Here is a 14466-nt window from a genome sequence, read left to right on the forward strand (position 1 = left end):
CACGCTGCAACATGGATGAATTTCGTTAGTGCATGGACAATTTTCCCGGATAAACATTCCCCGGTTCAAAACAGGAATTTCCGATATCTGGCTGTAGCCATTTCAACAGCTTTTGTTTGAGCTTTATTAAGTTTGCCAAATAAGTTTAAGGCAACATCAACAGTGTTTTTCCTGAGTGTTCGGCGCCAGGTGCCTACTACCTGGTCGTCAACAATAATAGCGGGATCAAAAACAACGTGAAGGGCCTGTTTCAGATATAAAGGGTTTACCAACGCGGTACGATTTTTATAAGCAATGGCAAATTCATCATACGCCGGCAATAAATAGGCTTTGGTTTTAGATGGTACTGCCTCAGCGTTGTTAGGCATCCAATAAGTTTTGCCGTCAATTGTTTCATGAACAAGCTGCGATTTTACATTCTCCAATCCAATGCTCGCGTCGGCTACCGTAAGGCCCGACCAATAGGCAAAATCATGCACCGTGGCCGGGCCGCGGCTGGTAAAATATCCCGAAGCGAGTTTGGTTAAGGCTTCTTCATGCGTTAACGGCAGGGCAGCTGGTGCAACATCATCCAGCAAAGCATAAGTAAATTGCTTGCCAACCCTGGCACCGCTGCAAATTACCTGGTCAAGTTCGGCCCTCATTAGTAATAAGGTAAACCTCAGGTCATTAGTGGCAATCCCTGCCTGTTCAAATACACCCAAAAGCTCTGGGCGGGTAAGTTGTTTATTGCCTTGTAAAGCTTTTGCCAATACAACATTGCTTTTGGTAAACAAGGCATCAGTAAATTCAAACTTTTTACTCATAGCAGCATTTATTGCATTTATCCGCGGGGCGGTAAGGGTAAGCAACCACCGTATATCATTGGGCAAAACAAAGTGCCAGGTTGGCCTTAACAAATGAGTGCGTAATATTTTACCTTCGCTTATGGCTTGTTCTATAACACTTTCATGGGTGTTTTGCATCCGCAGGCCCACTGCCCATTTGGCGCCCGCATAGTCCTGGGCCTGCATAGCTACCATGTGTTTAACAACATCTTCGGGCTTTTGAAAAGCCGGATTGTAAATTCGCTGGTTATAAATTCGCTGACTGGCCAGGTGATGATCTTTCATAAGGATATACAAATGCTGAATAATAAAGTTAAAATTAAAGTCCGAAGTGACAGCAGCCTGTCAGTAACAAAAAAAGTACGTCAAATTATTTTTTAAACTTTTAACTTTATATCAAGTGAAGAAAATTAAACCTGAATACTTTGCCGGAGGATTAATTGTTGGCATGGCCATCGGCCTTATATTACACAGTTTGCAGGCAGGCATAGCCATAGGAGTGGTAATAGGATCGTTAATTACATTCAGGAAAGCAAGAACGTAAAAGCTCACCGTTTTATATGGCGGGTTTGTAACAAAGTTATAGCTGTATACCCCATAAACATATAGTTTACTTTTACCTAACTGTGGGTTAATATAAAGAAAGTTAATTGCGCCGTATGAAAAAAGAACTCTACCTTTTGTTTTCACTATTACTGTTAAATCTGGCTGGCAAAGCACAAACCGCCACGCCAATTAATCCCACTGCTAAATTTGTGGCGGATGCTCCTCAGCCGTTTTTATTTTCTGTGAATACCCTTACCGGTACTTCGTCGTACTGGAGCTTAAATTATTCGGGCAGTTATGGCGAGCGGGCAGCAGCCCCGTTTGGATATAACGGTGTTGACCAGCAACTGGCGGTTAAAGGTTACCTGGGTAACCGCTTTACGTTTTATGCCAATGCCGCGGTTGGTTTTGCCCGAAACGGAGGAACCACAAGCGCGCAACAGGCCGAATTGATGCATGACTTTATTGGTGGTAAACAGCCGCTTGGCCCGCGTATAGGTTTAAGCCTGGGGGCAAGCCGCGACTGGACAAATGTTAAATCTATATTCAGCCGGGTTACCGGCTCATTTGATGCCGCTTCATGGAAGTTTACCGGTAACCTGCGCTTTGAAAAAGCATTTGATAAATTCAGGGATGATATTGACCTGGTTACCAGCGTTGGATTTCATCATCGTATTGCTGGTAGCTTTTTTGGCGGGGTAGAAGCCGTAGGGCAGGACCTGGAAGGTTTCTGGGATTCGGAGGAGGCGGAAGGCGGTGCTAAACTTTTGGTAGGTCCATCAATTAATTATACCCCTGTAGGTTCAAAATTTGGATTCTCAATTTGTGGCGGACCTATTTTTTACGCTACACACAGTAATGTGATTCCTTCCGAAGCCATACGCGACCTGTCAACAATCTCCCAAAATGGTTACACCATAAGAGCGCAGGTTTCTTTTAATTTACATTAATCACCGTTTTGATCTTATTTTTATGAGTATTTATATAAAAAAATCCATATCTGTCATTGTTATATGCCTGTCGGCCTGTGTTTATTCCATAGCACAAGTTCCGGGTAAAGTAAAAGGTACCGGGCAGGTACTGCTTCCCAACGGTTGGAAACTAAGCCCCGCAGGGCGTTCGTTAACACTTGGCGACCTCCCTTTAAACATGCAGTTGAGCACCTCAGGCAGGTTACTTGCAGTTACCAACAACGGCCAAAGCACGCAATCATTACAACTTATAGATCCGAGGAGCGAAAAATTACTGGATGAGAAGGTATTGAGTAAATCATGGTATGGCCTGGCGTTCAGCCGCGACGAAAAACACCTGTACGCATCGGGCGGTAATGATAACTGGATACTTGATTTCCATCTGCAGGGTAATAAATTGAACAACGCTGATACTATAAAACTGGGAACGCCGTGGCCTAAAAATAAAATATGCCCAACAGGCATTGTGGTTAACAAAGGCAATACCCGGTTATATACCGTAACCAAAGAGGACAGTACACTGTATATTATTGATCCGCAGGCAAAGCAAATTCTTAATAAAGTGCAATTACCGGCAATTGCCTATAGCTGTGTGCTATCGCCTGATGAAACTAAGTTATATGTTTCTCTTTGGGGGGGCAGGGCAGTTGCGGTTATAAATACAGCTTCACAAACTATCACCGGCAAAATAGCTACCGGCGATCATCCCAATGAGTTGCTTTTAAATAAAAAAGGAACGTATTTATTTGTGGCAAATGCCAATGATAATACGGTTTCAATCATCAATACCAACAGCAGTAAGGTAATTGAAACCGTGGCCACTACCTTATACCCAACCCGGCTTACGGGCTCAACCACAAATGGCCTGGCCCTTAGCGCTAATGAAAAAATGTTGTACATAGCCAATGCCGATAATAATTGCCTTGCCGTATTTGATGTATCAAAACCCGGTTACAGCAAAAGCCAGGGTTTTATCCCGGTAGGCTGGTATCCTACAAACGTGAAAACGTTGGGCAGCAAAATACTGGTAACCAACGGCAAAGGTTTAAGCTCAATGGCCAATCCGCAGGGGCCGCAGCCCATTTCAAAAGCCGATAACAGCGGATACCAAACCGGCAGTACAGCTAACAGGAGGCTGCAATATATTGCGGGTTTGTTTAAAGGGTCGTTATCATTTATTGATGCTCCCAAACCCGACCAGCTAAAACAATATACACGCCAGGTTTATGCCAATACTCCGTTTACAAATAAAAGAACAATTACGGCCGATGGCGAAGCAGGGAACCCCGTACCGCGCAAGCTTGGTGAAAAATCGCCTATAAAACACATATTTTATATTATAAAGGAAAACCGCACTTATGACCAGGTTTTAGGTGATGTGCCGGAAGGGAATGGCGACACTTCATTGTGCCTTTTTGGCAAGCATGTTACCCCTAATCATCACGCGCTGGCGAAGGAATTTGTTTTGCTCGATAATTTTTATGTAGATGCAGAAGTTAGCGCCGACGGGCATAACTGGAGCATGGCGGCTTATGCAACGGATGTAATAGAAAAAACGTGGCCAACAAGTTACGGCAGCCGCGGGGGCAGTACCAGTTTTGAGGGCGGCCGTCCGGTTACTTACCCCCGTGATGGTTTTATATGGGATTACTGCAAACGTGCCGGAATAAGCTATCGCAGTTATGGCGAATTTAGCGACGACGGAAAAGCTAATATCAAAACTTTACAGGGGCATATTTGCGCACATTCGCCCGGCTTTGACCTCGATGTTAAAGACCAGGTGCGTGTTGATGCCTGGCAGCATGATTTTGACTCGTTACTTACTATAAACGCGGTTCCGCAGTTTAATACTATCCGCATATCAAACGATCATACCAGCGGGCAAAAAAAAGGAAAAATATCACCGGTTGCGGCGGTTGCTGATAATGACCTGGCCATTGGCCGTTTTATTGAACATTTGTCTCAAAGTTCTATCTGGAAAGAATCGGTTGTGTTTATACTGGAAGACGACGCCCAAAACGGCCCCGATCATATTGACGCGCATCGTTCGCCCGCGTTTGTAGTAGGCCCTTATGTAAAACGAAACGCGGTGGTACACACCATGTACTCTACTTCAGGTTTTTTACGTACCATGGAACTGATACTCGGCCTGCCGCCCATGAGCCAGTACGATGCAGGCGCTATGCCATTGTATGAATGCTTTACCAGCAAGGCAGATGTAACCCCATATCAATTGAAACCTGTTGAGGTTGACCTGGAAAGACGTAATATAGCCATAAACGAAAGCAGCAAACGGTCTGAGTTATTCAATTTTGCGAAGGAAGATGCCGTACCTGATTTGGACCTGAACGAGGTAGTTTGGAAATCAGTAAAGGGCGAACATTCTGTAATGCCTGCCCCTAAAAGGAGCGCTTTTGTGTTATTGGAGCAAAAAAAGAAAGATGACGATGATTGATCATTTAACAATGGTCACACCTTATTCAATTTGATTAATGAATGTTAATCATCACTTAATAACAAAAAAGTTCCTTTGCTCCATGAATTTTAAGAAGTGCCTGTTCATACTTTGCTGCTTTGTTGTTTCTTATACTTATGGCCAATCGGCCCGGCAGGATTATAAACTGGTAGGCAATGATTTTGTGCAGACTAAAAATTATTATTTGCTTACTTTGTTGCAAAACAACGCAGCGGCAAAACACCTGTTAAGTACCGATCCTGAACTTGTAAAGCTTACTCAAAATAAGCTTGATGGTATAAAGCTGTCGCTCACTTCCTGCAAGGAGCCATTATGCTTTACACAATATATAAAGTTTAGTGACGACGAGATTAAAACCGTTGGCGAAAAGCTTGCCGCTTTGTATAAAACCGATAATGCTTTAGGCAACCTGGTGAAACAGCATTTGATACCCTCAGGTACTTACATTCTGTATAAAGGTTTGTCGCCTGTACAGTTGCTGGTTAAAGCCTGGGAACAGGATGTCAAAGCGGTGAACTACGCTATCGAAGTTTACGCCGAAGGTAAAAAGCCAAATTACCCCGCAATTGATTCCATCAGCTTTAATGTAAAGAGCCGATCGTACCTCAACCTGGTTTATGATGCTTCGGCAACTATAATGGACGAAAGTAAAAAGGAAACGCTGTTCTTTGTACCATCCATGAACTACGCCTTGCATTGCCTCGAAATAAACGAAAGGGGCGATGCTGCCAATGATGAACCCATGACCTTAAAGGCCAATAAAAACGCGTTCAACCGGATCAAAACCATCAAATGGGCCAATTATAAATACACTATGATACTGGTACCCGGGGCAGGGCCCGATGTGAACGGTGTTGCATTAAGTGCCGAAGGTATGTTGCGCTGTCGGGTGGCCGCTTTAAGATATTTTGAAGGTCTGGCGCCGTTCATCATGACATCCGGCGGCAAAGTACACCCTTATAAAACCAGGTATTGTGAGGCCGATGAAATGAAGAAATTCATGGTCGAAAAATTGCACGTACCTGAGAATGCCATACTGGTTGACCCTCATGCAAGGCATACCACTACCAACATGCGCAATTGTGCACGTATCATATATCGTTATGGTATGCCTTTTAGCAAGCCTTGTATCACCTCTACAGATAAATCACAAAGTTATTTTATTGCTAATATGGCGGCCAGATGCCAGAAAGAGCTGGGCTACGTTCCCTATACACTGGGCAAGCGCCTGTCTGATACCGAGCAGGAATTTTATCCGGTTATTGAATCCTTGCAGATAGATGCAGATGAGCCGCTTGATCCGTAACAGGCTGAAATTCTGCATTGTTAATAAAAAAATATCATCATGAAGAAATTGTTTTTTGCTTCTGTAGCCATGGTTTGCCTCGGGCTCACGGCTTTTTTTGATAAAACCGTTGATATGGCCGTTAAACGTGTTGTTACGATAGATTCGTTAGGGGCATGCCAAGGTATTTCCTATCAAAATGGACGAATTTTTTTATACGGTGACAGGGAAATAGGGATGATACGGGAATTTAAACTGACTGGGGATAGTCTTACCTATGTCAATAAGGAATATAAGCTAACCAGGGATGGCCAGGATGTAATCAATCACCCAACAGGCATTGCATATAACGCTACCGGGCCAACTTTTATAGGTAATTCTATCCGCCTGAATAAAGAGGGCACCAAGTGGAAGGCAGTAATTTATTGTATTGACTGGAAAGGTTTGCTGAAAACCGGAACGCTTGACGGCAACCTGATCAATACCATTGATGATGACGCGTGTATACAAGGCACAAGACCCGAATATGTAAAGTATAATAATAAGTGGTACGTGGCCACTGCCGATTATGGGGACCATGGTAACGAAGTTAGGCTGTATGACCCTGAGGCTTTAAAAAAGGCAGCGAAAACAAGTGAAAAAGGTGTACTGTATAAAAAATTCAATTGTACTGCCTGGGTGCAAAACCTGCATTGGATACCATCAAAAAATATATTGGTACTTATTCAAAACCAAAAGGAAGGCAGAATGTGGCGCTTTACCTATATAGACCTGAAAAGATCAGTTGAGGCTGGAAGTCAGCAGGTTATCAGAGAGATAAATATCGACGGTAAAGAGGACGAACTGGAAGGCTTTTCATTGCTGGGTGATAATAATAAAGGGATAGCGGTATCATCATCGCGTAAAAATAACATCACATTTACCAATACCTCCTGGTAAAATGCATTTGCTGATTTTAAGAATCTGAGATCAGTCGTGTTTAGTTCTATGTAAACTTTGTATAGTTAATATAAACTTAACATGCAGGCATTATTGGCTTAAGCTTATTGAATTAAATTTGGCTTTTCGTTAACATATTTTCAATAGCTGCAATATTTCATTGTAAAATATTAAATATTGCAATGTTACTAAAACGATATTTATTAAAAATCTATAAAAATATTGCCTATGTAGTAAAACCTTTTATTCTAAAATCGTCCCGGCGAAAATAATGAACCGGCGAATACCCTCATATTCTGCCGGTCCGGGAATTAATTGTCAAATAACTGAAAAAGCGGTTGCAATGCTTTAAGGAGTTACCATTAACAATCAATATTTAAATATATGTATAAAAAGATTATACCCAATCTTTTAAAAAAAGATCTTATCAAGATAAGTGCTGCCCTGGTTATACTGTTTGCATTTTTACCATCCGCATACGCAAATAATAGTAAAACAAAAACTCAAAGTAATAAAGTTACCGAAGAACCTGTAAAAATATCAGGTACCGTAACTGATGATCAGGGCCTGCCGTTGCCTGGCGTTAGCGTTTATGAAAAGGTATCGCATAAAGGCACAACTACCGATAGCAAGGGGCAATATACCGTAACCATAAATTCGGGCTCAACACTGGTGTTTTCGTTTATTGGTTTTGCCAGTCAGGAAGTAGTAATAACAAACCAGCAAGTGCTGAACATAAAGCTTAAAACAGCAAGCAATATGTTGAATGAGGTAGTTGCCATTGGTTACCAAACCATTCGTAAAAGTGATGTTACCGGGTCAATTTCGAGCGTTAAAGCCAGCGACCTTAATTTAGCAGCACCTACTTTAGGCCAGGCGCTGGCTGGCAAAGTAGCCGGTGTTCAGGTATCGCAAACAAGCGGCGCGCCATACCAAAGTACCAAAATAAGGGTTAGGGGTATTGGCTCGTTCAGCGCCAGCTCAGATCCTTTATACGTAATAGACGGTTACCCGGCCGGTAACGATATTTTTATCAATCCGGACGACATTGAAAGTATAGACGTTTTAAAGGATGCGGCTTCTGCAGCTATTTATGGTTCGCGCGCATCGGGCGGTGTAGTGCTCATCACAACCAAACGCGGTAAAGAAGGTAAAGGGAAATTTCAGTACGATGTGCAAACGGGTATCAATCAGCTGGCCCACAAAGTAAAGCTGCTCAACTCAGACCAGGCCGCGCAGTTGGTGATAGATGGCCGAAACAATACATACAAAGACCTTTGGGTGAATGGAGGCCACACATGGAATGATGCGATGTACTCTGATAATAATGCCGCGCGTATTGCCAATGTAGGTAGTGCCGGAAGTGTAAGCATACCCGACGGTCTTTATGATTTTGCAAGTCAGTCGCTTATCCATCAAACTGTAAATACCGATTGGCAGGATGAACTGTATCATAACGCTTTTTTCCAGAAACACAGCCTTTCATTTTCAGGGGCGTCAAAAGATATCCGTTATTATATAAGCGGCGCTTATCAAAACCAGGATGGCATTATCCATACAACAGGGCAAAAGCGACTGAATTTCAGAACCAATATTGATGGCGATATCAGCAAGAAACTTCATGTTGGTGCCAACGTTTCCTATACCCAAAATACCAATAACGAAGTACAGGAAGGACGTTTTGACCACGGACCAATTTTAGGCGCGCTTATTTATATGCCATACCTGCCAGCCTACAACCCCGATGGCTCACTGGCTACCAATGCCGAAGCTTCACAATCGGCAGCCTATGGTTATCAAAGTATTGAAAACCCGGTTGCCCTTGCCGAACGCGTTAAAATTACCCGTAAAGGTTACCGCAGCACTTATAACGCAAACGTAACCTATAATATACTGCCGGGTTTTAACGCCAAGGTAAATTTGGGTACACAAGTGTATAATGAAAAATATGATTTTTACCTGCCAACAAATTTAAGCAGTGGTGCTTTCCCTCCGGGTTCAACCCAATCAATAGCGGCAGCTACGGCAACAGCGCAAACAACCAATATTGTTGACCGCCTTGCTGAGTATACATTAAATTATAATAAACAATTTGGTAAGCATCACCTTGACGCGTTAGCCGGTTATACCGCCCAAAAAACTACAAGCGATATTATAAGTGTATCAGCAAAAGGGTTTCAGAATGACAACATACCCGAGATTACCGGCAAGGGTGCCGATCCAAGCAATTTTACGTTGATCACAGGCACTTCTTTAGTAAACGGGGCGTTGCCTACAGCCAAATCGGCATATACGTTATTATCATACCTGGGCCGTGTAAATTATAATTTTGACAGTAAATATTTCCTGACGGCCTCTTTCCGCGCTGATGGTTCATCGCGCTTCGGCCCTTTGAACAAATATGGCTATTTCCCATCAGTAGCCGGCGGATGGACACTGTCTGAAGAACCATTTTACCATAACCTGTTAGGTGAGCAGTCAACCGTAAAGATCCGCGCGAGTTGGGGTAAAAGCGGGAACTTCAATATTCCAAACTATGGTTTTGAGCAAACATTGGCAAGCCCTGCAGGTGTGGTTTTCGGGAACAATGCAAACATTACAACCGCTACTTATGCCGGTGGTATCAGGGATCCAAAACTTAGCTGGGAAACAACTTCACAATATAACGGAGGCATTGATATAGGCTTATTCAAGGGCCGTTTGTCAATCATCGCCAATTATTATTTAAGCTACTCCTATAATTTATTATATAACCAGCCTGTTTCGGCCATATCCGGCGCTACAACTATATTAACCAACCTGCGCGATTCCAAGATCCGTAACACAGGTTTTGACCTCCAGCTTGATGGAAAAATAGTTAGTTCAAAGGATTTTACATTTAATGCAAGCGGCAACATATCGCTTAATCGCAATAAGGTGGTAAAACTTCCGGGTAATAACACATTGATTATCAATGGGGCAGAGCGTTCTTACTTAACCAATATTACCACACTGGGCCAGCCGGTGGGTATGTTTTATGGTTATAAGGTAGGTGGTATGGTAACTCCGGAAAACATTGGTAAAGTTGCGCCGTCGGCCTCGTCAACCAATCCGCTTAAACCCGGCGATCTGTATTTTGTAGATACCAATGGCGACGGCATAGTAAATGATGCTGACAAAACCGTTATTGGTTCGCCTTATGCCAAATTTACTTATGGCTTTGCTTTAAACAGCACCTACAAACACTTTGATATCGGAGCATCCTTTAATGGTTCATACGGCAATAAAATATTGGACGGGCAGGATTATTACCTGTACAATATGGAAGGCTCAGGCAACCAGTATGCAGATGTTGCCAACCGCTACAGAAACGCCGCCGATCCGGGTAACGGCCTGGTATACCGCGCGTCACGTGGCGGTACACAAAGCAACAGCACCCGCTTATCAACTTTTTACCTGCAAAGCGGGTCATTCCTGCGCTGTACAAATTTAACGCTTGGCTATACGCTGCCCCAGTTTTTGCAAACTACCCTGGGCATAAGCAAAGCACGCGTTTTTGCATCCGTAGTGAATGCCTTTACCATTACAAAGTATAAAGGTTACAACCCAGAGGTTGATTATAATTATTCGGGCAGCGCCTCCAATAATACGCAGGCTGTTAACCTTGCGCCAGGTATTGATTATGGTACTTATCCGCTGGTTAGGTCATACAACTTAGGTGTTAATGTTACTTTTTAAAGATTTTTTTAACGAGAATATAGAGATGAAGAAAAAATTAATAACTATAGCTTGCCTTGCAGCATTTATAGCGATAAGCCCTGCATGTAAAAAAAGCTTTTTAACCGAGCATGACCCCAATGCCATTACGCTCGACAATAATTTTAAGTCGCCTAATGATATATTGCTGGCCGTTAATGGTATTTATGAATCACTGCGCAGTTCAAACAATATAGGCGAAAGCAGCGATCTGTGGACCGACCAGCGTTCAGATGACACCGGCACCAATGACAACCAATCAAACGCCGGCGAACCTTTCCAGTTTAATAACTTTTCGCTTGTACCCAGCAATACTTACTTAAAAAGCCACTGGGTATCATTGTATGGTACAGTTACGCGTGCAAATGTTGTGCTGTCATATATTGATAAAGTTCCGTTTGCCGATCAGAGCCAAAAGCTGCAATATATTGCCGAAGCAAAATTTCTACGCTCGCTGATATACTTTCACCTGGTGCGGTTATGGGGCGATGTTCCGTTGGTAACCAAACAATTAAGCGCGCCGGAAGTAGCTGCCGCAACGTTCCGTGAAAAACAGGCTACCGTATACGCGCAGATAGTAACGGACCTGAAAGACGTAATTAACAACAGCCCGCTGCCTAACCTGCAAACAGGCGCCGGTATCGGCCGCGCGTCAAAAGCCGCTGCCAACGTACTTTTAGGACAGGTATATTTAACTATGGCAACTACTTTAAATCAAAGTGACCGTCAGGCCAACCTTACCAATGCTAAAACATATTTAACAAATGCCTATAACATGCGCACTTTCGGCGCGCTAAGCAGTATTCCTTATACTGACGTTTTTGATGTGAACAAAAAAGCGACCTGCCCTGAATTAATTTTTCAGATCGTGAACAAGCAGGGCGATATCAATTTCAGCTCGTCATTAGCGGCGAATAACCAGGCAAAGGGCGAAACCATCAACTCACAGAAAGCCGCCTCTGGTGTTGGCTATAATGTTACACATGATCTGATCAACGATTATGAAACCGGTGACCCCCGCAAGGACTTCTCCGTTAAATACGCAAATGACCCTATTGTTAAAGATTGGTTTGTTACCAAGTTCAGGGATGTGAGCGACGGTGCCGGCAAACTGGGCTATGGCGGTAACGACTGGATACTGATGCGTTACGCTGATGTGATCCTGATGCTTGCCGAAGTTAACAATGATTTAGGGGACGACGCCACAGCTATTCAGTATCTGGATATGGTACGTGCAAGGGCAGGTATGCCTGCTTATGCTGCGTCAATATTAAACAGCGACTATGCTACAAAGTATCCAACGTTAAAGCTGGCTATTTTACATGAGCGCCGTGTTGAACTGGCGTTTGAACACCACCGCTGGTTTGATTTGTTGAGAGCGTTTACTACCGATCAGCTGGTAGCATATTTTAAAGGCAAAGCGCAGGCAAATTTTGGTTCGGCGCAGCTTTCAAACTTCACCACTAAAGATCGCTTTTACCCAATTCCGTTTGATGAATACAAACTGAACCCAACAAAAATGTATCAAAACCCCGGGTATTGATCATTCAAATAATGTATAGTTAAAAAGGAGGGCCGCATTACGGCCCTCTTTTTTTGTTTACACACAGATACGGCGAAGCGGGTCGGAATGCTTTTAAAAGACCATTTCGCAGGGCTTGTTTTCCACCTTTGTTAATTAACTCCGGGGTAGAATAAATGTATTTTAAACAGCTGTTATACAGTTACCTGAAAATGCGTAAAAATACGTGAGCATTCTTTGGTTTTTTAGTGGAAGTACGCATATTAATTAATAATTAAGAACCTAATTTTACTCCCATAGTAATTATCCCTTACAATTATTAATACCCCTCTGCTTTATGGTCCCTTCATAAAGCAGAATTATAACCATTATAAATTTAATATAAATGATAGATCAGGTCTTAACATTCTTGAATGCGCAGCTGGATACCTATCTGCGTTTGAAACTGGATCCTTCTGATAGCAATTCGTTTATCCAGCTGGCAAATATTGCCTGGAACGATACCGAAACCAAAGGAGGGGGCAACGGTAACGCCCCGTCAAACGCTTTTATCACATTGGTTAATATCGAAGAGGACCGGGTTAGCAAATCGCCCGAAAACTATGTAAGGCAAGATAACAGCCTTATATATAAAAACCCTAAAGTATACATCAACCTGTATGTATTGTTCGCGGTTAACCTGTCATCGTACTCCGAGTCATTAAAGCGCATCTCTTACATCATCCAGTTCTTTCAATATCAAAATGTGTTTACACAGCCTGGTTCGCCGGGCTTGCCGGCCGGTGTCGAAAAACTGATCCTCGACCTCAACACCTTATCATTTCAGGATATGAATAATTTATGGGGGATACTGGGCTCCAAGTACCTGCCGTCGGTAATGTATAAAGTACGCATGATAAGTATCAGCGAAGAGTTTTCACAGGGCAATGCGCCATTGCTGCATGAAATTATGGTTAACGATAAAACAGTGCAAACGTTATGATAGATGTAAATTTCGGAAACCTGTTCACTGTTGAACTGCTGCATAGCTACTATAAAGACCAGCTGTGTACCGACTTCAGCATTGCGGTATCAACGGAAACTTCAAAGGTTATCAACGGTCATAAAATGATTGTTAAGCAGCATAACAATCAATTATATGCCGGCATACATTGCAGCGGTAATGTTAATCCCTTAAAGCCATTCATCCCGGTTGAAACGGGAATGCAGCTTACCTTTTTCATGAAGCTTAACAATTCACTGTTTTACAACTTTACCAATTTATCATCAACCAATCCGGGTAAAATTTATTACTTCACCAACCGCAACAATAACGTTAGCAACGCAAAAACGTTCCTTTCATCGCCAATACCCCTTTATAATAATGCAAATACTTATCATCCTGGTGATCTGGCAACCAATGCGGCCAATGAGGTGTACCGCGCCATAGTTACCAATGATCCGCTGCACCAATTTGACCTTACACATACCGATCACTGGATGAAGGTGGATAAAAACCAATACCTGTCTGAAAAAGATGCCCTGCAGTGGCTGCCGCCTGTATCCACTTACCAGTTAGGGTCAGTGCAGCCTTCGGCCGGCATATCGGTTTTAGGCTATGATACCGCTGCGGCCACTTATACCAAACCCGTGCTGTCAAAAACAATCACTTTTTCAAACCCGGTTTCATCGTTCACGCTTGACCTTAGCGGGTTACAACCCGGTAAATATTCCTTAACCATTAACGGAAAGCAACAATGGATATATATCAATGACGAATTGAACGGGAGCAAGGTATTCGCGGTAATTGACATTTTTAATGATGCGGCGCCGGCACCTTGCCAACTGGTTGATGCGGCTGGTTTGCTGGTTAGCCCGATGTCTAAATTTAGCATATACTTTTTAAACCGGGCAACCATCTGGAAATATATCCTGGCAAGCAACAAGCTGGGTAAAATAAATGATGCGGCAAACCTGTACCACTTTGCCAACCCGGCAAGCGTAATTACATCACTTACGCCTATACCATTGAGCAATAAGGCGCTTAACTTAAAACTGACAGTAAACAATCATGATTACTCCCCAATTGCCTGTGCAGACCCACAGCGGCTTTCCACTATCATAAAGGGAACAGATACTTATCCGTGTTCAGAGATCTTTTTAAATTTTTAATAAAAACCCATAAA

10 protein-coding genes are annotated in these 14466 nt (G+C 42.9%); 9 read left to right on the plus strand and 1 reads right to left on the minus strand.

The window, feature by feature from the left end; translation table 11 throughout:
* Window positions 1–65: 65 nt before the first annotated feature.
* On the minus strand, window positions 66–1112 hold the full coding sequence (locus J2W55_RS15500; protein ID WP_310097369.1) for a winged helix DNA-binding domain-containing protein: 1047 nt from the start codon (window positions 1110–1112) through the stop codon (window positions 66–68).
* A 115-nt stretch (window positions 1113–1227) separates the two neighbouring features.
* On the opposite strand from J2W55_RS15500, the gene J2W55_RS15505 reads away from it, so the two are divergent.
* The 9 genes from J2W55_RS15505 (at window position 1228) to J2W55_RS15545 (ending at window position 14452) form a co-directional block, all read left to right on the plus strand.
* Entirely contained in the window at window positions 1228–1371 is a 144-nt protein-coding gene (locus J2W55_RS15505) for a hypothetical protein (protein ID WP_310097371.1), read from the plus strand.
* A 115-nt stretch (window positions 1372–1486) separates the two neighbouring features.
* Complete coding sequence (locus tag J2W55_RS15510) at window positions 1487–2323, plus strand: hypothetical protein (protein ID WP_310097374.1); 837 nt, start codon at window positions 1487–1489, stop codon at window positions 2321–2323.
* Between the two features lie 22 nt (window positions 2324–2345).
* A complete protein-coding gene (locus tag J2W55_RS15515; protein WP_310097378.1) occupies window positions 2346–4799 on the plus strand; it encodes a bifunctional YncE family protein/alkaline phosphatase family protein in 2454 nt (817 codons plus the stop codon).
* A gap of 82 nt (window positions 4800–4881) precedes the next feature.
* On the plus strand, window positions 4882–6126 hold the full coding sequence (locus tag J2W55_RS15520) for a YdcF family protein (protein WP_310097381.1): 1245 nt from the start codon (window positions 4882–4884) through the stop codon (window positions 6124–6126).
* 39 nt (window positions 6127–6165) lie between these two features.
* Entirely contained in the window at window positions 6166–7044 is an 879-nt protein-coding gene (locus J2W55_RS15525; RefSeq protein ID WP_310097384.1) for a hypothetical protein, read from the plus strand.
* Between the two features lie 384 nt (window positions 7045–7428).
* The gene (locus tag J2W55_RS15530) at window positions 7429–10761 is read left to right on the plus strand and encodes a SusC/RagA family TonB-linked outer membrane protein (RefSeq protein WP_310097386.1); all 3333 of its coding nucleotides are present in this window, start codon (window positions 7429–7431) and stop codon (window positions 10759–10761) included.
* A 25-nt stretch (window positions 10762–10786) separates the two neighbouring features.
* Window positions 10787–12322 carry a RagB/SusD family nutrient uptake outer membrane protein gene (locus J2W55_RS15535; RefSeq protein ID WP_310097389.1) on the plus strand — a complete coding sequence of 512 codons (1536 nt, stop codon included), beginning with the start codon at window positions 10787–10789 and terminating at the stop codon, window positions 12320–12322.
* Window positions 12323–12686: 364 nt separating this feature from the next.
* Entirely contained in the window at window positions 12687–13283 is a 597-nt protein-coding gene (locus J2W55_RS15540) for a contractile injection system cap protein (protein ID WP_310097392.1), read from the plus strand.
* Window positions 13280–14452 carry a hypothetical protein gene (locus tag J2W55_RS15545; RefSeq protein ID WP_310097395.1) on the plus strand — a complete coding sequence of 391 codons (1173 nt, stop codon included), beginning with the start codon at window positions 13280–13282 and terminating at the stop codon, window positions 14450–14452. The genes J2W55_RS15540 and J2W55_RS15545 overlap by 4 nt, the downstream gene beginning before the upstream one ends.
* Window positions 14453–14466 lie beyond the last annotated feature (14 nt).

The organism is Mucilaginibacter pocheonensis (genome assembly GCF_031456535.1).
Taxonomy (GTDB): domain Bacteria; phylum Bacteroidota; class Bacteroidia; order Sphingobacteriales; family Sphingobacteriaceae; genus Mucilaginibacter; species Mucilaginibacter pocheonensis.

Bases quoted from the DNA above. Each gene is read 5' to 3' on its own strand.
- J2W55_RS15500 (WP_310097369.1), bottom strand. From the start codon at position 1,112: ATGAAAGATCATCACCTGGCCAGTCAGCGAATTTATAACCAGCGAATT.
- J2W55_RS15525 (WP_310097384.1), top strand. From the start codon at position 6,166: ATGAAGAAATTGTTTTTTGCTTCTGTAGCCATGGTTTGCCTCGGGCTC.
- J2W55_RS15520 (WP_310097381.1), top strand. From the start codon at position 4,882: ATGAATTTTAAGAAGTGCCTGTTCATACTTTGCTGCTTTGTTGTTTCT.
- J2W55_RS15545 (WP_310097395.1), top strand. From the start codon at position 13,280: ATGATAGATGTAAATTTCGGAAACCTGTTCACTGTTGAACTGCTGCAT.
- J2W55_RS15515 (WP_310097378.1), top strand. From the start codon at position 2,346: ATGAGTATTTATATAAAAAAATCCATATCTGTCATTGTTATATGCCTG.
- J2W55_RS15530 (WP_310097386.1), top strand. From the start codon at position 7,429: ATGTATAAAAAGATTATACCCAATCTTTTAAAAAAAGATCTTATCAAG.
- J2W55_RS15535 (WP_310097389.1), top strand. From the start codon at position 10,787: ATGAAGAAAAAATTAATAACTATAGCTTGCCTTGCAGCATTTATAGCG.
- J2W55_RS15510 (WP_310097374.1), top strand. From the start codon at position 1,487: ATGAAAAAAGAACTCTACCTTTTGTTTTCACTATTACTGTTAAATCTG.
- J2W55_RS15540 (WP_310097392.1), top strand. From the start codon at position 12,687: ATGATAGATCAGGTCTTAACATTCTTGAATGCGCAGCTGGATACCTAT.